Here is an 18818-nt window from a genome sequence, read left to right as displayed (position 1 = left end):
CCTCACCCGACGCTGCGCTCCGGATCAGCGCTCGACCTCGCCGGCGATGAAGGCCTCGAGCTGGGCGCGGCCCTTCGTGTCCTCCATCTGGACCGGCGGGGACTTCATGAAGTAGGTCGACGCCGAGAGGATCGGGCCGCCGACGCCGCGGTCCTTGGCGATCTTCGCGGCGCGGACGGCGTCGATGATGATGCCGGCCGAGTTGGGGGAGTCCCAGACCTCGAGCTTGTACTCCAGGTTCAGCGGGACCTCGCCGAACGCACGGCCCTCGAGGCGCACGTACGCCCACTTGCGGTCGTCGAGCCACGCGACGTAGTCCGACGGGCCGATGTGGACGTTGCGGTCCTCCGTCTTGCCGGCCAGGGCACCGGTGAGGTTGGAGGTCACGGCCTGCGTCTTGGAGACCTTCTTGGACTCCAGGCGCTCGCGCTCGAGCATGTTCTTGAAGTCCATGTTGCCGCCGACGTTGAGCTGGTACGTGCGGTCCAGCACGACGCCGCGGTCCTCGAACAGCTTCGCGAGCACGCGGTGCGTGATCGTCGCGCCGACCTGCGACTTGATGTCGTCGCCGACGATCGGCACGCCGGCCTCCTCGAACTTCGCGGCCCACTCCGGGTCGGACGCGATGAACACGGGGAGGGCGTTGACGAACGCCACGCCGGCGTCGATAGCGGCCTGCGCGTAGAACTTCGCAGCGGCCTCGGAACCGACGGGCAGGTAGCAGACGAGCACGTCGACCTGGGCCTCGCGCAGGGTGGCGACGACGTCGACCGCCTCGGCGTCCGACTCCTCGATGGTCTCGGCGTAGTACTTGCCGATGCCGTCGAGCGTCGGGCCGCGCTGGACGGTCACGCCCAGCGGCGGGACGTCCGCGATCTTGATCGTGTTGTTCTCGGAGGCGTTGATCGCCTCGGAGAGGTCGAAGCCGACCTTCTTCGCGTCGACGTCGAACGCCGCCACGAACTCGAGGCTCGACACGTGGTAGTCGCCGAACTGCACGTGCATGAGGCCCGGGACGGTGCTGCTCGGGTCGGCGTCACGGTAGAAGTGCACGCCCTGGACCAGAGACGATGCGCAGTTGCCTACGCCGACGATGGCGACGCGGATGGAGGTCATCCTCGCTCCTTGGTGTTCGAAGTTCCAGGGTCCTCGGGTCGCCGTGCGCCGTCGGGCTCCTGCTCGGGTGGTTCCGCAGGATGCGGGGTGCTGCTGGGTCGTGCGCGACCGCTCCCTCGGGGGTGCCCGAAGGTCCGGTCGCGCTCGGTGGTGATGAGACCGTCGAGCCAGCGCACCTCGCGCTCGACCTGCTCGAGTCCGTGGCGCTGCAGCTCGAGCGTGTACTCGTCGAGCCGCTCGCGGGTGCGGGCCGCGGACTCCCTGACCGCCTCCAGCCTCTCCGTGAGCCGGGTGCGCCGGCCCTCGAGGATGCGGATGCGGGTCTCGGCGTCGGTCTGCGCGAAGAACGCGAACCGGACGTCGAAGCTCTCGTCCTCCCACGCGGCCGGCCCTGAGGAGGCCAGCACGTCCTGGAGGTGTTCCTTGCCCTCGGCCGTGAGCTCGTAGACGATGCGCGCCCGCTTGCCCGACAGGGCCGGGGCGAGCGCCGTCTGCGCCGCCGTCTGCTGGGTCCCCGTGATGAGGCCCCGCGCGACGAGCGACTTCAGCGCCGGGTACAGCGAGCCGTACGACAGCACACGGAACGAGCCGAGCATGATGTTGAGCCGCTTGCGCAGCTCGTACCCGTGCAGCGGCGACTCGTTGAGCAGGCCGAGGATCGCGGTCTCGAGCACCGGTGTCTTGCTGCGCACGATCCCACCTCCTGACTGCCTCACGCCTCGCCGGCCGAGCGGCCGAAGGACTCGATGTATCGAGTCGATACATCGGAAGGTTAGGTCTTTCCGAGGTGTCGCGCAATGCAGGCTCGCCGGTGAGACGCGCGTCACGGGCTCGCCCGGGTTTGTGAAGGACCCGCGGAGGCGCGGGGACGCCCGGGCGAATCAATGGGGCAGCATCCGCCGATCGGCACCGCACACCCTTGTGCGCGCAGGGCGACGCCCTATTGTTCAGGGTGGTCCGCCGTGTGCCGGTCCCGTGCCCGACGACGTCCCTCGCCCCAGGCGGGGATGCGGCGTCGGACCCCGGGCCGGGTCGTGACGGGCCACGAGCGCGCCGAGTGCCGCTCTCCGCTCGCCCCCCAGAGGAAGGTAGACCGTGGCGCGATCCACGAGGACGAAGGGACGGACGACCGCCAGCGGGCGTCGTCGCTTCTTCGACTACCCGCGTTCGCGCGTCCAGGGCTTCCGTCGGTGGCTGCCGTCGTGGCGCGTCGTCGTCGGGACGATGCTCACGGGCGTCGCGCTCGTCGCGGGCGTCCTCGTCGCCGCGTGGTTCACGACCGAGGTCCCCGACGAGCTCCCGAGCGTCGACGCGCAGACGTCGACGGTCTACTGGGGCGACGGTACGACGACGATGGGCACCTACGCCGTCGAGAACCGCGAGATCGTCGACTACTCGACGCTGCCCGAGTACGTGGGCAACGCGGTCGTGGCCTCCGAGGACCGCACGTTCTGGACCAACTCGGGCGTGGACGTCCGAGGCATCGCGCGCGCCTTCTACAACAACCTCAAGGGCGGCGGGCGCCAGGGTGCCTCGACGCTCACGCAGCAGTACGTCGAGCGCTACTACACCAACACGGTGACCGACTACGCGGGCAAGGCGCGCGAGGCGATCCTCGCGCTGAAGATCACGCAGCAGCAGGAGAAGTCCGAGATCCTCGGGAACTACCTCAACACGATCTACTTCGGGCGCGGCGCGTACGGCATCGAGGCTGCGTCCCAGAAGTACTACGGCAAGCCGGCCGCGGAGCTGACGCTGTCGGAGTCCGCGATGATCGCGGGCATCATCCCGAGCCCGACGAACTGGGACCCGGCGAACGACCTCGAGCAGGCGACGCATCGCTGGGAGCGCACGCTGCGGCAGATGGAAGAGGACGGCCACATCTCGAAGGCCGACCACGAGGCCGCGATCGCCGCGGGGTTCCCGCAGCCTGTCGAGTACGTGAAGTCGAACAAGTACGCCGGTCCGACGGGGTACCTCCTCGGCATGGTCGAGGCGGAGCTGGCGGAGAACGGCATCGACGAGGACAAGCTGCAGAGCAAGGGGTACAAGGTCACCACGACCATCGACCCCGCGATGCAGCAGGCCGCTGTCGACACGGCGAACTCCATCCCGCGGACGCCGGAGCAGGACGCCAACCCGGCGTCACCGAACCTGCGGGCGGCCATCGTGTCGATCGACCCCAACGACGGGTCGATCCGGGCGCTGTACGGCGGCCAGGACGCCGTGGAGCAGGCCTACAACAACGCGACGCGCGGTGCCGCGCAGGGCGGGTCGACCTTCAAGCCGTTCACCCTCGTCGCCGCGCTCGAGGCCGGGCACACGCTGGACGAGCGCTTCGACGGCAACCAGCCGATGACGTTCCCGGGAGCGAACGACGGCGCGGACTGGAAGGTCACGAACTTCGGGTTCAACTCCTGGGGCAACATCGACCTGGTGACCGCGACGGCGAACTCCGTGAACACGGTCTACGCGCAGCTCAACATCGCCGTCGGGCCCGACAAGACCGCCGAGGTCGCTCACCGCGCCGGGATCCGTGAGAAGACCGAGGTGGCCGCCAACGCGGCGAACGTGCTCGGTACGGCGACGGTCACCCCGCTCGAGCTGGCCAACGCCTACGCGACCTTCGCCGCCCAGGGGCAGCGGTCGACGCCGCACATCGTGGCGTCCGTCGTCGACGCGCAGGGCCGCCTCGTCTACGAGGCTCCCGGGACCGACAAGAGGACGAAGGAGTTCGAGCCCGACGTGATGGCGGCCGCGACCTACGCCATGACGCAGGTCGTCGAGAGCGGGTCGGGCGAGCCGGCGAAGGCGCTGGGACGTCCGGCGGCCGGAAAGACGGGCACCTCGAACGACAACAAGTCGGCGTGGTTCGCGGGATACACCCCGCAGCTCGCGACCGTCGTCGGGCTGTACCAGTCGGGCGCGGAGGACGGTGCGCAGGAGTCCATCACCCCCTTCGGCAAGTGGGCGACGTGGCCCGAGCCCGCGATGACCGGTGGAACGTGGCCGGTCGAGGCCTGGACGTCGTACATGCAGGCCGCGACGGCGAACATGCCCGTCGCCGACTTCCCCGCGTACACCCCGCCGAGGAAGCCGCAGCCGACCGAGACGCCGACCGAGACGCCGGCGGAGACGCCCACGGAGGAGCCCGCGGAGGAGCCGCCGCCGGTCGAGCAGCCGGAGAACGTCACGGTCCCCGGCGTCGTCGGCATGGAGCAGGGTGCGGCGCGCTCGGCGCTCCAGGCGGCCGGTCTCAAGGTGCGGGTCACCGAGGAGTTCTCGGACCAGCAGCCGCGCGGGTTCGTGCTGAGCCAGTCGTCGATGGCCGAGGTGCCCCCGGGCTCGACGATCTCGATCGTCGTGTCGAAGGGACCTGACCCGGCGACCCAGCCGACCGAGGAGCCGACCGAGCCCACCGAGCCGACGGACGAGCCGACGGACGGCGAGACCGAGGAACCACCACCCGGCGGCGGTGGGGGCGGCCCCGGCGGAGGCGGGAACGGCGGCGGCGGCGCCGGAGGCTGACGCCGCCCGCGGATTTCCCGGGCCCCGCCCCGTGCGGGTAGCCTGGGGAGCTGCTGTCCACGCCGACGCCCGCCCACCTGGGCGAGCGACGTCGTCGGGCAGCAGGTGCGCGAGAGCGCACAGCAGTGCATGAAAACCCTCCTGTCACGGATGGACCGTGACCGCGAAGACCAGAGGAGGTGGGTTACCCGCATGCGCCAGTACGAACTGATGATCATCCTCGACCCTGAGGTCGAGGAGCGCACCGTCGCCCCGTCGCTCGACAAGTACCTGTCGGTCATCAAGACCGACGGCGGCACCGTCGACAAGGTGGACATCTGGGGTCGTCGCCGCCTGGCGTTCGACATCAAGAAGAAGTCCGAGGGCATCTACGCGGTCGTCGACTTCACCTCGACGTCCGACACCGCCAAGGAGCTGGACCGTCAGCTCGGCCTCAACGAGGTCGTGCTGCGCACCAAGATCCTGCGCACGGACGCTCGCTGACCCTCCCCGCACCCCCTCTCGGCCCTCGTCCACGGGTCGTCCCCACGCCGTAGCGCGTGTGGGCGCCGCGTGATGGGATGGGCCGACGCGCGAGCGGCGAGAGATCGTACGAGTCGAGAATCGACGCCGACGACACCGACGAACCACGAAGGAGCAGGCCATGGCAGGTGACACCGTCATCACGGTGATCGGGAACCTCACGGGTGACCCGGAGCTGCGCTTCACCCCTGCGGGTGCGGCGGTGGCCAACTTCACGGTGGCGTCGACGCCGCGGACCTTCGACCGCCAGTCGAACGAGTGGAAGGACGGCGACACGCTGTTCATGCGCTGCTCGATCTGGCGCGAGGCCGCGGAGAACGTCGCGGAGTCGCTGACGAAGGGCATGCGCGTCATCGCGCAGGGCCGTCTCGTCCAGCGCTCGTACGAGACCCGTGAGGGAGAGAAGCGCACCGTCGTCGAGCTGCAGGTGGACGAGATCGGTCCGTCCCTGCGCTACGCCTCCGCGAAGGTCACCCGGGCCCAGCGCTCGGGTGGCGGTGGCGGCGGCAACTTCGGCGGCGGCGGTGGCGGCTTCGGAGGCTCCGGCGGAGCCTCCGGCGGTGGCGGATTCAGCGCTTCCGGCGGCGGTCAGCAGAACGACCCGTGGGCCACGGCTGGTCCCGCGTCGTCCGGTGGTTCGTTCTCGGACGAGCCCCCGTTCTGACCGTTCGCCTCACCCAGAACACCCGACATCTGGTGCCCGACGCCGCGTGAGCGGCCACGGCTCAGATCGCACCTTGTAGAGGAGCAACACCATGGCGAAGCCTGTGGTGCGCAAGCCCAAGAAGAAGTCCAACCCGCTGAAGTCGGCCAAGATCGAGTCGGTCGACTACAAGGACACCGCGCTGCTGCGCAAGTTCATCTCCGACCGCGGCAAGATCCGCGCGCGTCGCGTGACCGGCGTCTCCGTCCAGGAGCAGCGCCAGATCGCCCGTGCGGTGAAGAACGCCCGCGAGATGGCTCTGCTGCCGTACACGTCGACGGCTCGCTGAGCGGGAAGGGGAAGAACTCATGGCCAAGCTGATCCTGACGCACGAGGTCACCGGTCTCGGTGAGCCCGGCGACGTCGTCGAGGTCAAGGACGGGTACGCCCGCAACTACCTCGTCCCGCGCAAGCTCGCCACGCCGTGGTCGAAGGGTGCCGAGTCGCAGGTCTCCGCGATCCGCAAGGCGCGCAAGACCCGCGAGATCGCGTCGCTCGACGACGCGAAGGCGATCCGCGACTCGCTGCAGTCGAAGCCGGTCGTCGTCGAGGCGAAGGCCGGCACCGCCGGTCGTCTCTTCGGCGCCGTGACGACGGCGGACATCGCGTCCGCGGTCGCCGCTGCCGGCTCGTCGGTCGACAAGCGCAAGATCGAGATCGGTCAGCCGATCAAGTCGACGGGCGACTACACGGTCTCCGTCCGCCTGCACCCCGAGGTCTCCGCGACCGTCGCGGTGAAGGTCGTCGCTGCCTGATCCCGCAGTACCGCTGAGCCCTCGGGCTCGGACGTCGAAGGCCCGGTCCCTCTCCGGAGGGGCCGGGCCTTCGTGTCGCTCCCAGACCGTGTCAGGACGACAGGTCACCTGGGTGTCCCGTGGCCCTGACACGATGTCCGACGGGACCGCGCGTCAGGGTCAGGGAACGCTCGAGTGTCCTGTGGTCCTGACACGTCGGCTCAGGCGGTGCCGGTGACCATCCAGCGCGAGCCGCGGGCGCGGAGACCGGTGGTCAGGGCGCGGGCCGCCATGAAGACCCCGGCGAACGCGAGCCAGAGCCACGCAAGGCCTGCCGCGCCGTCGGGCGCCCAGTGCCGGACGGCGAGCGCGAACGGCACGTAGACGACGAGCGTCAGCATGCCGGCCCACGCGAGGAACCGGCCGTCGCCGGCGCCGATGAGCACACCGTCGAGCACGAACACCCACCCGGCCATGGGCAGGAGGAGGCCGCAGACGGCCATGCCCAGCGCGACGGCGGTCCGCACGTCGGGGTCGGACGTGAAGAGCAGGGCGAACCACCAGCCGCCGGCGGCCATGACGAGCCCGAGCAGCGCGCCTGCCGCGACGCCCCACTGCAGGGTGCGGCGCAGGACGGCGCGGACCCGGGGGACGTCGTCTGCGCCGAGGCCGTAGCCGACGAGCGCCTGCGCGGCGATCGCGAGCGCGTCGAGCGCGAACGCGGCGAGTCCCCAGACGGAGGCGACGACCTGGTAGCCGGCGAGGGTGACCTCGCCGAGGCCGGTGGCGACGAACACCGTCAGGAGGATCGCGAGGCGCAGCGACAGGGTGCGGACGAACAGCGGGGTGCCGGCGCGCGCGTTGGCCCAGATGCCACCGGCGGCGGGGCGGAGGGCCGCGCCGCGTCGTCGGGCACCGCGCACGACGACCGCGACGAGGATCGCGCCCATGCCGAGCTGGGCGACAGCGGTCCCGATGCCCGAGCCGGCGATGCCGAGCCCGACGCCGTAGACGAGGACGACGTTGAGCACGGCGTTGGCCGTCGCGCCGCCGGCGGCGACCCACAGGGGCGTGCGGGTGTCCTGCAGCCCGCGGAGCACGCCCGTGGAGGCGAGGACGAGGAGCATGCCCGGGAGACCGAACGCCGACCAGCGCAGGTAGACGACGGCGTGCTCCGCGACGTCTCCCGTCCCGCCCATCGCGCCGACGGCCCAGGGTGCGGTGATCCACAGGAGGCCCGCCAGCACGATCCCCAGGCCGAGGGCGAGCCAGAGGCCGTCGACGCCGGACTGGAGGGCCTCGCGCTCCTGCCCGGCGCCGAGGCGTCGTGCGACGGCCGCGGTGGTCGCGTACGCGAGGAAGACGCAGAGGCCGACGAGCGTGACGAGCAACGTCGAGGCGAGCGAGAGGCCGGCGAGCTCCGCGGTGCCGAGGTGTCCGACGACGGCCGAGTCGACGAGGACGAAGAGCGGCTCGGCGACGAGGGCGCCGAGGGCAGGGACCGCGAGGGCGAGGATCTGTCGGTCGAGCAGCGACCGGCGTGTCGTCGGCGTGTCGTCCGACTTTCTTTCATCCACACCCTTGAGGGTAGTGAAGATGCTGGTCAGGCGGGCTCCGGCCACCTGTACACAGGGATATCCCGTCGTTGTCCACATGGTTGTCCACCGGGTGTGCACAGCATGAGGGCGCGTGTCCACAGGTTGTGGCTGCCTGTCCACCGGCCCGTGCACAGGCACGTTTGCGGTGCCCGGGAGGCGGATCTAGTGTCGCGGGGTCGTGCCTGTCGGCAGTGGGAGGTGCGGCCACCGGGACAGTCGTGTGGGTGGCCCGCTGTAGGACAGGTGTACGACGCGGGCGATGCCCGGGGCGCCCCCGAGAGGGCCGCGTCCCCGGGGGAACGAGGGGCGCATGTCGATCGACGAGCTCGAGGAGAGCTACGGGGGATCCGGTCACTCCGGCTTCGACCGTACGCCGCCTCAGGACGTCGCGGCCGAGATGAGCGTCCTCGGCGGCATGCTGCTCTCCAAGGACGCGATCGCCGACGTCATCGAGCAGATCCGCGGCAACGACTTCTACCGCCCGGCGCACGAGCTCGTCTACGACGCGATCATCGACCTCTACGGCCGGGGCGAGCCGGCGGACGCCATCACGGTCGTCGCCGAGCTGACCAAGCGCGGGGAGCTGCAGCGCATCGGCGGCGCCCCGTACATCCACGACCTCATGGCCGGCGTCCCGACCGCCGCGAACGCCGGGTACTACGCGCGCATCGTGCGCGAGCGCGCGGTGCTGCGCCGCCTCGTCGAGGCCGGGACGCGCATCGTCCAGCTCGGGTACGCGACCGACGGCGGGGACGTCGACGAGATCGTCAACAACGCCCAGGCCGAGGTCTACGCCGTCACCGAGCGGCGGACGACGGAGGACTACGCGCCGCTGTCCGACATCCTCGGCCCGACGTTCGACGAGATCGAGGCAGCGCAGGGACGCGGCGAGGGCATGACCGGCGTGCCGACCGGCTACTCCGACTTCGACCGGCTGACGAACGGCCTGCACCCCGGGCAGATGATCGTCGTCGCGGCGCGTCCGGCCATCGGAAAAAGCGTCTTGGGAATCAACGTTGCCACGCATGCCGCGGTGCACCACCAGATGGCGTCCGTCATCTTCTCCCTCGAGATGAGCCGCAACGAGATCACCATGCGTCTGCTCGCCGCCGAGGCGAAGGTCCCGTTGACGCGCATGCGCTCCGGAAAGATGGACGACGGCGACTGGCAGAAGCTCGCCGGCACCATGGGCAAGGTCGCCGAGGCGCCGCTGTTCATCGACGACTCGCCGAACATGTCGCTCATGGAGATCCGGGCGAAGTGCCGACGGCTCAAGCAGCGCCACGATCTCAAGCTCGTCGTCATCGACTATCTCCAGCTCATGTCCTCGGGAAAGCGTGTCGAGTCGCGACAGCAGGAGGTGTCGGAGTTCTCGCGTGCGCTCAAGCTGCTCGCGAAGGAGCTCGAAGTTCCGGTGATCGCCATCTCCCAGCTGAACCGTGGTCCGGAGCAGCGCGGAGACAAGAAACCGCAGATGAGTGACCTTCGTGAGTCGGGCTGCCTGACGGAGGACACGAAGATCCTGCGCGCGGACACGGGTGCCGAGACGACGATGGGGGAGCTGTTCGCCCTCAACGCCAAGGACGTCCCGGTGTGGGCGCTCAACGACCGCCTCCAGTACGTGCGCCGGCACCTGACCCACGTCTTCCCGACGGGCGCGAAGCCCGTCTTTCGGATGCGGCTCGCGTCGGGCAAGGAGATCGAGGCGACCGCCAACCACCCGTTCCTCACCTACGACGGCTGGACAGCCCTCGGCGACCTCGAGGTCGGCTCGCGCATCGGTGCGCCGCGCCACGTCCCCGGTCCCGAGCGGAACGCCGAGTGGGACGACCGGAAGGTCGTCATGCTGGCTCATCTCCTCGGTGACGGGTCGTTCGTCAAGCGTCAGCCGATCCGCTACGCCTCGATCGACGAGCGAAACCTCACGGCGGTCAGTGACGCGGCGACCGCGTTCGGGATCACCCCCATCCGTGACGAGTACGCCGCTGCCCGCGTGACGACCCTCCGGCTACCGGCGCCGTACCGGCTCGCCCGCGGTCGACGGAACCCGATCGCCGAGTGGCTGGACGAGATGGGTCTGTTCGGCGCGCGCAGCCACGAGAAGTTCATCCCGACGAGCGTCTTCCACCTGCCGAAGCGTCAGATCGCGCTCTTCATCAAGCACATCTGGGCTACCGACGGCTCGGTGACGGTGAACAAGAACGGACGCAGCGGGCGCATCTATTACGCCTCCACCTCACGCGAGCTCGTCGACGGGCTGTCGCGGCTCCTGCTCCGGTTCGGCATCTCGACGCGGCTGCGCCGGACGACGATCAAGGGCGACTACCGCCCTGGCTACTCGCTCGACGTCAGCGGTGTCGACGACCAGCGCCGGTTCCTCCAGGAGATCGGCGTGCATGGAGACCGCGGCGACATCGCCGAGAAGCTGCTCGCGATCATCCGCGAGACCCGGTCGAACACCAACGTCGACACCGTGCCGCGTCGTGTGTGGGACGACGTGCGCGAGATCCTCGTCGAGAGAGGGATGACGCAGCGGGAGTTCGCCTCGGCGATCGGCACACAGTTCTGCGGGAGTGCGCTGTGGAAGAACGCCCCCTCCCGGCACCGCCTCGGCAAGATCGCTGCCGTCCTCGAGAGCGAGGAGCTCGAGATCATGGCGGTCAACGACCTGCTGTGGGACGAGGTCGTCGCCATAGAGCCGGTCGGGGAGAAGCAGGTCTTCGACGCCACGGTGCTCGACGGGCACAACTTCATCGCCAACGGGATCGCGGCTCACAACAGCATCGAGCAGGACGCCGACGTGGTGATCCTGCTGCACCGTGAGGACGCCTACGAGAAGGAGTCGCCGCGCGCCGGCGAAGCAGACCTCATCGTGGCCAAGCACCGAAACGGGCCGACGGACACCATCACTGTGGCGTTCCAGGGGCACTACCAACGCTTCGCTGACATGCAGATGTAGTCGCGCAATCTTGCAAGTGTGATGCAGCAGCCTGATTGAGCGATCTGCCGGCAGATCGAACCGACCAGTCCTCAACAAGGGACGAGGGCTCGGGCCGGGGGCGGGGCCGCAGGATCACGGCGGCCCGGAAACGACCGGTTCTGGAGGCGTTCAGAGTCGGGTTCTGGAGGTTCCGGAACCTCAAGGTCTCCTCGTGCGTGGTGGGCACCACCTGGCTCGCCAGCGCGTAGAAGCCGAAGCTCCGTTCGGCGACGGGACCTACCGGCGGCGCTGACGGACTCGTCGACGTCGGTGGCGCCTCTCATCAGGCGCGTCCGCACGTGCCCTGGCTCGTGCCTCCGCGGACCGCCTCGCGCGGCGACTCGCCCATGCGGCAATCGTCGCTTCGACGTCCCGCGGCATGGTGACCAGGGGCGGTCCGGCGGGCAGTTGGTAGCGGCCACGAAGCACGTGCCTGTTGAACTCCTCGATCTCGTGACGCACGTCCGCCTCGCTCCACATCTCGTCGAGGCGTTCGTCCAGTGCGGCGTCCTCCTGGCGCAGTTGGATCGAGGGCGGTAGCAGCACGAGCCGCTCGCGCTTCAGGAGGTTCTTCAGCCACCAGTCGGGGTCGTGGCGGTCAGGCATGTCGAGCGGTTTGCCGCTGCCGGGCAGGTTGTCGAAGTCGCCTCGTTCGATCGCTTTCCGAACATGCATGTCGGCCAGCAGCGCGATCGCCACCTCCTCGTCGATCGCGACCGCGTACGGGTTGAAGAACGCGGGTGGTGGGTCCGTCTCGGCCATCGTCACTCCGTCCCCTGGTTCACCGTACGCCTGTATTATGTCATGCGTATTGCCAACGGAAGGAGGCAGGGTGCCGAAGGTCGTGGACCACCAGGAGCGACGAGAGGCGATCGCGCATGCGCTGTGGCGGGTCGTCGACCAGCACGGCTGGGCGCGGGCGACTCTTCGTGAGGTCGCCGGCGAGGCGGGGGTCTCGCTAGGGCAGCTGCAGCACTACTTCGCGTCCCGAGCGGCGATGCTGACCTTCGCGATGGAGTTCGCTGCAGAGCGAACCGCCGACCGGGTCACCCGCGGGCTGGCCGCGCTCGACCACCCTCCGCACCCCAGGGATGTGCTGCGCCTCGTGCTCGCCGAGATGCTGCCCCTGCATCCCGACGCCCGCGCCTCGTCACGGATGAGCGCCGCCTACGTCCTGGAGGCTCTGCACGAGCCGGCACTGCGCAGGCAGGCGGCCCTCGGGCTCCGTGACGGTCGCGCCATGATCGAGCGCCTCGTCCGACGGGCGATCGCGCAAGGCCAGATCGCATCGGACCGCGACCCGGACATCGAGACAGATCTGATCATGGCGCTGACGGGGTTCACCCCCCTGCTCGAGCTCGAGGTGATCGAGCCGCGGGCCGCACTGGCTGCCATCGACCAGCATCTGGACCGCCTCTTCACCGAGACGTCGTTCCCGCGCGCCGGACAGGGAGGCGGGGCGGAGCCTGTGTAGGGCACGCATCAACGCCACCCGCGGCGCGCCCGAGAGGGTGCACGGTGCAGCGGCGTGTCCGTGCCGGCTGCGCTGCACGACGCCCCCGTCGTCACCAGGGGGCCGTCACCCCAGGGTGCTGTCGAGTTCCCGCAGCCACGCCTGGAAGTCGTCGGGGGAGGTGAAGTGTGCGCCGGGTGCCTCCCGAACCTCTGGTACGGCCTCCGGCCCGTCGACCACCAGTGCGTGACCCCGCGCAGCCGCGATGGCCAGAGCCGGAAGGTCCCCGCGGTCGTCGCCCGCATAGGCGACGGTGCTCAGGTCGTCAGCATCGATGATGGCGCGAAGAGCAGTGCCCTTGTCGAGGTCCAGGGGCATGCGGAGCTCCTCCACGAACTTGCCGGGCTCCCTGCGCAGCTCGCAGACCGCCATCACTCTCGCGATGAGCGGCGCGATCCGAGTCTCCGCGGCGTCACGGTCTGGTGCGCGGCGCCAGTGCACCGCGACGGAGAGGGACTTCTGCTCGACGTGCAGACCATCGACGTCACCGAGCTCCTGGCGCAGGATCTCAGTGGCCTGGTCGACGCGAGCCGCCCACTGGTGAGCTCCCGGTACGACCTCGATCCCGCTCGGCGTGACGCGCTCGAGCCCGTAGGAGCCGTACAGGGCGACGCCAGGAACGGTCGCTCGCGCCGCGAGGAAGCCGGCGGGGCGCCCGGACAGGAGCGCGACGACGGTGAGCTTGCCCGCCAGGCTGGCAAGGATCTCCGCGGTACCGGGAAGCAGCTGGCTGACGGCGGGGTCGTCCGTGATCGGGGAGAGAACGCCGTCGAAATCCATGACCAGACCGGCGTTCTCCGTGGTGGCAAGCGCATGCATCGCGTCGCGAGCAAGATCCATGCATCCACCGTAGCCAGGCCGAGCGCAGGCCTGCGCTGAAGCGAGCACCAGACCGATGCGGGAGCCGCCCGTCGGGACAACCCGCGGCGCCGTCTCGGTTTCGACCCCCTGCCCGGGCCAAGGGGGAGGCGTAGGCGCTCAGGACGTCGAGATCGCGACCCTGGAAGGTCCCACCCGCCGAGCCTCCGCTGAACACCGGCGGCCACATCGTCCCGGTGCTCCCGCATGCCATGATCGGCGGCGTAGGGAGACCGACCGACCGGAAGGACACCATGCCCGCTTATGCCATAGCGCACCTGCAAGAAGCCGCCCCGGCCCCTGAGGTCGTGGAGTACATCGAGCGCATCACCGGCACCTTCGAGCCGCACGGCGGTCGATTCCTCGTGCACGCCGCGCAGCACGAGGTCAAGGAGGGGAGCTGGCCGGGGCACGTCGTGGTGATCGGCTTCCCGGGGATCGCCGAGGCACGGGCCTGGTGGGACTCACCCGCGTACCAGGAGATCGCACCGCTGCGCTCGCGGCACGTCCAGGGTGACATCATCCTGGTCGAGGGCGTCCCCGCGGGCTACGACGCCACTGCCACCGCCGAGGCGATGCGGCAGACCGCGCCGACTGAGTAGCCCCAGGTCACGGCCCGGCGAAGCTGCTCCGGGCACGTGCCGGCCGACGTCGGCACCGGTGGGTCGGGGCGGTGTGCAACCGCCGGGGTGATAGGTGATCGTGGCGGCCGTTCGGGTGGACCCAGCGGGCGTCGAGGGAGGGGCCACCACCAGGTCACGTGCTCTTCGACGGTCGCTCGGCGTCGAGCAGCTGCTCACGCAGGATGTCGGCGTGCCCGCAGTGGTGGGCCAGCTCGCGCAGGACCTGCAGGTACACCCAGCGCAGCGTTCGGGGTCCGGCCCGGTGGCCGGTCGCGACGGTGTCCAGCGACAGGTCGGTGACCACCGCCCGGGCCGTCGCACAGGCCGTGCGGTGGGCCGCCGTGACGGAGGCGACGGTGTCGGCGTCGGTGAGCCGGAAGGACTCGTCCGGGCTCTGGACCAGGCCGAGAGTCCGACGGGAGGTGCCTCCGACGCACTCCTCGAACCACACCCGCTGCATCCACGTGACGTGCTTGAGCAGGCCGAGCAACGTCGTCGCCGACGGAACCAGCCGACGGCGGGCCTGCTCTTCCGTGAGACCGTCGAGGGTCGACTCGAGGGCGCTGCGATACTCGTCCACGAACGCATCGAGCTGTGTGCGTTCGTCGTCCAGCGGCACATCGAACGAGCTCATGAGGGTCTCCCGTGACGTCGTGAGCCGAGGGCGCGTCGGTTCGTACGAGCGGCGACCTGCGGTGGCGGAGAAATCCTCAGACCCGCTGACGGCCGGATCGCAACGCGTCCTGCCTGCCAGCAGCGGAGCGTGGTCGTTCTCCGCGGGACGTCACGCATCCCAGCTCTTCATCTCCGCATCAGGGTACCCGGCTGGAAGGCGCTCCGTTCGAGCAGAGCACTTTCTTTGCCGCCCTCTCCCCGGAGATCCATACCGGCGGCCACCCTCTCTACGATGGGCTCCTGTGCTTGACGGAAGATCTGTGGAGATCAGCGCGCTCGACGACGCGATCCGCGGTCCAGCTGCACGGTGCCTCAGGCCACCACTGGCCCCGCAGCCCTGTGGCTGACGTGACGAGGGCACCCGCCGGCCTCGTCACGAGGCCGGCGGGTGCCGGGTCAGAGCTCCCGGGCGGCCCGAACGGTCGAGACCGTCGAGGGGATCACGCGGTCCGGGAGACGGTCACGAGCAGGCGAGCTCGTCGTGGTCGAGGTCGAACGTCGAGGTGACGGTCTCGCCGTCGACCGCCCCGGTGCCGGTGACGGTCACCGAGCCGCTCGCGACCGAGGTCGAGCGCACGGGGAACGCCTGGTACGCGGCCGTGCCGGGGTCGACGTCCGCGAACTCGCGGGTGCCGAACGGCGTCGCGAGGGTCACGTCGACCGGTGAGTCCTCACCGTTCGCCGCGCGGACGGCGAGGTAGGCCTGGCCGGCGATGCACCGCGGCTCGACCTCGGCGTCGAGGTCCAGCTCCGGCTGTCCGCCGCTCGGCGTGCCGTAGACCTCGAGCTCGTAGAGGGAGAAGCCCCACTGCGTCGCGCGCTCCGTGGCGTAGAGCCGCACGTACCGGGCCGTGCCCGAGACGTCCAGCTCGTCGAAGAAGCCGTCGCCGTCGGTGACGGTGTGCACGGTGGTCCAGGTCTCGCCGTCGGGCGAGGTCTGGATCTCGTACCCCGACGCGAAGGCGGTCTCCCAGTCGATGACGACGCGGTCCAGGTCGTAGCTCGCGCCGAGGTCCACCGCGATCCACTCGGGCTCGCTCCACGCGCTGCCCCACCGGGTGCCGGCGTTGCCGTCCACCGCCATCTCGGCCTCGTGCCCGGGCTCGTCGATGCTGGAGGCCGTCACCGGTCGGCCGAGTGCCAGCGACTCCTCGTCGTCGCCCCCTTCGCCCCCGTCGTCGGACAGGTAGCAGCGCAGGTACTGGTAGGACTCCGCAGAGGTCTCGAAGGACGGCGCCCAGTCCCACTCGTAGGTGTAGTACTCGACGTACGGCTCGGCCGCCGCGATGATCGCCGGAAGGTCGAGGTCACCGTTGCCGAGCGCGACCTGCCTCATGTCGCCCTCCGCGTCGACGTTCACGGCGTCCTTGATGTGGAGGTGCTCGATGCGGTCCCCGTACTCCTCGATCCACGCCGGGACGTCGATGCCCGCGTCGGCTGCCCAGCCGACGTCGAGCTCGAACGTGACGTAGCGCGGGTCGGTGTTCTCCTCGATGACCTGCCAGGCGCTGACCATCTCACCCGTCTCCGGGTGGGGGTACCGCGTGGTGAGCTCGCCCTGGTGGTTGTGCAGCACGATCTTGTTCGCGCCGTTCTCGTGGGCGTACTGGCCGAGCTGGTTGACGTACGCCGCGGTCGCGAGCGCTTCGTCATAGGTGCCGTAGCCACCCGCCATCCCGCCCGTCCCGATGTAGTCCTGGCCCAGCGCGACGGCGTAGGCGACGGTCTCGGGCCACGTGTCCCAGCTGGTGCTGCCGTGGCTCGACGACACCTCGAGACCGTGCTTGTCGAGGATCGCCTTGTACTCGTCGACCGGCATCGAGTAGGGCTGGTTGTAGGGCTCGACGTTGGTGAACCCGGCGGCGGCCACCTCGCCGAGCACGCGGTCGAGCGTCTCGGGGGACGGTGTGCCGGAAGACCCGAGCTCACCCACGTGCGTGTACAGCTGGATGGAGATCTTTGAATCAGGGAGGCCCATGTCCTCACCGCAGGCTGGGGTCCCTGCGGTGACGAGTGGTGGGCCGGTGACGGTCTGGGCCGCCAGGGCCGGGGTCGCGGCGAGCGTGCCCGCGAGGAGCGCGCCGCCGGTGAGCGCGGCGCCGAGGCGCCGCGCGCGAGGTGAGAGGTGAGAGTTCTGCATGGGACTCCAATTGACAGCGTTGTCTTTTAGGATGGCGATCATGCGACTTCTGACTGATGGGTTTGCAAAAGCACCGTAAGGGCCGTTTGCAGGCACGTCAAGGTGAGGCGCTGGCACGTACGGGGCGTCTCCGCCGACGAGGACGGGGTGTGGTCCACGGTCTTCCGTCACCGGCGACCCCGGGTGACGCGGCGCGACCGTGGGTCGATCGGTCCCGGGCGTGCCATGGTGGAGGGGTGTACCGGCTGCTGGGGCTTCTCGGCGGGCTGTCGGCCGCCATCGACCTCGGGTCCGGGGCCGCGTTGGACGAGTCGCTGACTCGGTGCGTCGTCGCGACACGGTTCGCGCACGCGCTGGGCTGCCCGCAGGACGAGGTCGCCGAGGTGCTGTACACCGCGCTCCTCCAGCACGTGGGCTGCACGGCGTACGCGTACGAGGCAGGACTCGTCTGGGGCGACGACGTCGCCGTGACCCGGTACGCCGTCCGCACCGACTTCGCCAGCGCCCGGGAGGTGCTGCGCGAGTGGGTCCCGGGGATCGCTGCGGCGAGCGGCCGATCCCGCGCTCGGGTGCTCGCCACGACCCTGGCGACCGCCCGGTCGTTCGGGGCGGCGGCACCGGTCGCGACGTGCGAGGTCGCGCGGGCGGCGTCCCGCGACCTCGGGCTCCCCGACCGGGTGCAGCGTGCGCTCGGCTCCGTCACGGCGTCCTGGGACGGAACGGGGGTGCCGCACGAGCGGGGCGCCGCGATCCCGCGCTCCACCCGGGTCGTCCACGTGGCCTCGGCCGCGGTCGGGACGGCGCTCTACGCAGGTGTCCCCGCTGCACTGGCACGCCTCTCCCGGTGGTCGGGGTCGGTGCTCGACCCGGGCCTCGTCGCCGCGTTCGTCGCCGACGGCTCGGATCTTCTCGACGGCGTCGACGAGCTCGACGCCTACCAGGCGGTGCTGGACGCGGAGCCGGACCCGGTCCGTCGTGTCCCCGACAGCGCCGTGGTCGACGTGGCGCAGACGTTCGGGCGGATCGTCGACCTCAAGTGCCCGGGGACCCTCGGTCACTCGGACGCGGTCGCCGCGCTCGCCGAACGTGCGGCGCTGGCGCTCGGGCTCGACGACGACGCCGCGCGTCTTCGCCTCGCCGGGCACCTGCACGACCTGGGGAAGGTCGGCGTGCCGAGCTCGGTCTGGGCCCGAGCCACCGCGCCGACCGCGACCGAGCAGGAGCAGGCACGTCTCCACGCCTATCACGGGGAGAGGGTCGTGGGCCGTGTCCCCGAGCTGGCTCTCGTGGCCCGGCTCGTCGGCGAGCACCACGAACGGCTCGACGGCAGCGGGTACCACCGCGGACTGACGGCGCCGTACCTCTCCCTCGCGTCCCGGGTGCTGGCCGCCGCGGACGCCTACCGGGCGCGGCTCGAGGGCCGACCGGGCACCCCGCCCGAGCCTCCCGCGCGGGCAGCGGCCTGGATGCGCGCGCAGGCAGGCGGGGGTCGCCTCGACCCCGATGCGGTCGACGCCGTCCTCGGGGGCGCCGCCCGCGACAAGGGCGGGCACCGGGTGCGGCCGTCGGGTCTCACCCGCCGGCAGGTGGAGGTCCTGCGGCTCGTCGCGCGAGGACTCTCGAACGCCGAGATCGCGCGCGAGCTCGTGATCTCGCGACGCACCGCCGAGCACCACGTCCAGGACGTCTACGCGCGCGCGGGCGTATCGAGCCGTGCAGGCGTCGCGATGTACGCCCTGCGCCACGGCCTCGTGGAGTCGCCGGGCACGGGTGCGGCGCCGGGAGATGAGTAGGTCTGCCCATGCGGGCGGGGGCCCTGGAGTCACAG

At 70.4% G+C, this 18818-nt stretch carries 16 protein-coding genes; 9 read left to right on the top strand and 7 right to left on the bottom strand.

Annotation, left to right across the window (positions count from 1 at the left end; translation table 11 throughout):
- Positions 1–24 precede the first annotated feature (24 nt).
- Entirely contained in the window at positions 25–1116 is a 1092-nt protein-coding gene (locus NFS20_RS16780; RefSeq protein ID WP_251152940.1) for an inositol-3-phosphate synthase, read from the bottom strand.
- Positions 1113–1808: a PadR family transcriptional regulator gene (locus NFS20_RS16775; protein WP_251152939.1), complete on the bottom strand. Its 696-nt coding sequence runs from the start codon at positions 1806–1808 to the stop codon at positions 1113–1115. Before NFS20_RS16775 ends, NFS20_RS16780 begins: the two co-directional genes overlap by 4 nt.
- 403 nt (positions 1809–2211) lie before the next feature.
- Here NFS20_RS16775 and NFS20_RS16770 point away from each other — a divergent pair, with 403 nt between their 5' ends.
- The 5 genes from NFS20_RS16770 to rplI all read left to right on the top strand — a co-directional run bounded on the left by NFS20_RS16770 (position 2212) and on the right by rplI (position 6624).
- Entirely contained in the window at positions 2212–4644 is a 2433-nt protein-coding gene (locus tag NFS20_RS16770) for a transglycosylase domain-containing protein (RefSeq protein WP_251152938.1), read from the top strand.
- A 192-nt stretch (positions 4645–4836) separates the two neighbouring features.
- The gene (gene rpsF / locus NFS20_RS16765) at positions 4837–5127 is read left to right on the top strand and encodes a 30S ribosomal protein S6 (protein WP_251152937.1); all 291 of its coding nucleotides are present in this window, start codon (positions 4837–4839) and stop codon (positions 5125–5127) included.
- A 160-nt stretch (positions 5128–5287) separates the two neighbouring features.
- The gene (locus NFS20_RS16760) at positions 5288–5830 is read left to right on the top strand and encodes a single-stranded DNA-binding protein (RefSeq protein WP_251152936.1); all 543 of its coding nucleotides are present in this window, start codon (positions 5288–5290) and stop codon (positions 5828–5830) included.
- A 91-nt stretch (positions 5831–5921) separates the two neighbouring features.
- Complete coding sequence (gene rpsR, locus NFS20_RS16755; protein ID WP_021481584.1) at positions 5922–6158, top strand: 30S ribosomal protein S18; 237 nt, start codon at positions 5922–5924, stop codon at positions 6156–6158.
- Between the two features lie 19 nt (positions 6159–6177).
- Positions 6178–6624, top strand: coding sequence for a 50S ribosomal protein L9 (gene rplI / locus NFS20_RS16750; RefSeq protein ID WP_251152935.1), 447 nt, complete (start codon positions 6178–6180; stop codon positions 6622–6624).
- A 200-nt stretch (positions 6625–6824) separates the two neighbouring features.
- On the opposite strand, the gene NFS20_RS16745 is transcribed toward rplI, so the two are convergent.
- A complete protein-coding gene (locus NFS20_RS16745) occupies positions 6825–8180 on the bottom strand; it encodes an MATE family efflux transporter (RefSeq protein WP_251152934.1) in 1356 nt (451 codons plus the stop codon).
- 331 nt (positions 8181–8511) lie between these two features.
- Between NFS20_RS16745 and NFS20_RS16740 the strand changes: the two genes are divergently transcribed.
- Complete coding sequence (locus NFS20_RS16740) at positions 8512–11160, top strand: replicative DNA helicase (RefSeq protein ID WP_251152933.1); 2649 nt, start codon at positions 8512–8514, stop codon at positions 11158–11160.
- 258 nt (positions 11161–11418) lie between these two features.
- Here the strand turns inward: NFS20_RS16740 and NFS20_RS16735 are convergent, their stop codons facing one another.
- A complete protein-coding gene (locus NFS20_RS16735; protein WP_251152932.1) occupies positions 11419–11943 on the bottom strand; it encodes a DnaJ family domain-containing protein in 525 nt (174 codons plus the stop codon).
- A 70-nt stretch (positions 11944–12013) separates the two neighbouring features.
- Between NFS20_RS16735 and NFS20_RS16730 the strand changes: the two genes are divergently transcribed.
- Positions 12014–12655 (top strand): TetR/AcrR family transcriptional regulator, encoded by a 642-nt coding sequence (locus NFS20_RS16730; RefSeq protein WP_251152931.1) that lies wholly within the window; start codon positions 12014–12016, stop codon positions 12653–12655.
- Positions 12656–12760: 105 nt separating this feature from the next.
- On the opposite strand, the gene otsB is transcribed toward NFS20_RS16730, so the two are convergent.
- Positions 12761–13534, bottom strand: a complete 774-nt coding sequence (otsB, locus tag NFS20_RS16725) for a trehalose-phosphatase (protein WP_251152930.1) — start codon at positions 13532–13534, stop codon at positions 12761–12763.
- A 272-nt stretch (positions 13535–13806) separates the two neighbouring features.
- On the opposite strand from otsB, the gene NFS20_RS16720 reads away from it, so the two are divergent.
- Positions 13807–14154, top strand: a complete 348-nt coding sequence (locus NFS20_RS16720; protein WP_251152929.1) for a DUF1330 domain-containing protein — start codon at positions 13807–13809, stop codon at positions 14152–14154.
- Between the two features lie 154 nt (positions 14155–14308).
- On the opposite strand, the gene NFS20_RS16715 is transcribed toward NFS20_RS16720, so the two are convergent.
- Entirely contained in the window at positions 14309–14809 is a 501-nt protein-coding gene (locus tag NFS20_RS16715; protein ID WP_251152928.1) for a DinB family protein, read from the bottom strand.
- 501 nt (positions 14810–15310) lie between these two features.
- Complete coding sequence (locus NFS20_RS16710; protein WP_251152927.1) at positions 15311–16990, bottom strand: discoidin domain-containing protein; 1680 nt, start codon at positions 16988–16990, stop codon at positions 15311–15313.
- 236 nt (positions 16991–17226) lie between these two features.
- Here NFS20_RS16710 and NFS20_RS16705 point away from each other — a divergent pair, with 236 nt between their 5' ends.
- Complete coding sequence (locus tag NFS20_RS16705) at positions 17227–18783, top strand: HD domain-containing phosphohydrolase (protein WP_251152926.1); 1557 nt, start codon at positions 17227–17229, stop codon at positions 18781–18783.
- The last annotated feature ends 35 nt before the right edge of the window (positions 18784–18818 follow it).

This window comes from Cellulosimicrobium sp. Marseille-Q4280 (assembly GCF_943181405.1).
Classification (GTDB): domain Bacteria; phylum Actinomycetota; class Actinomycetes; order Actinomycetales; family Cellulomonadaceae; genus Cellulosimicrobium.
This window is presented reverse-complemented; position numbering and strand designations above follow the sequence as displayed.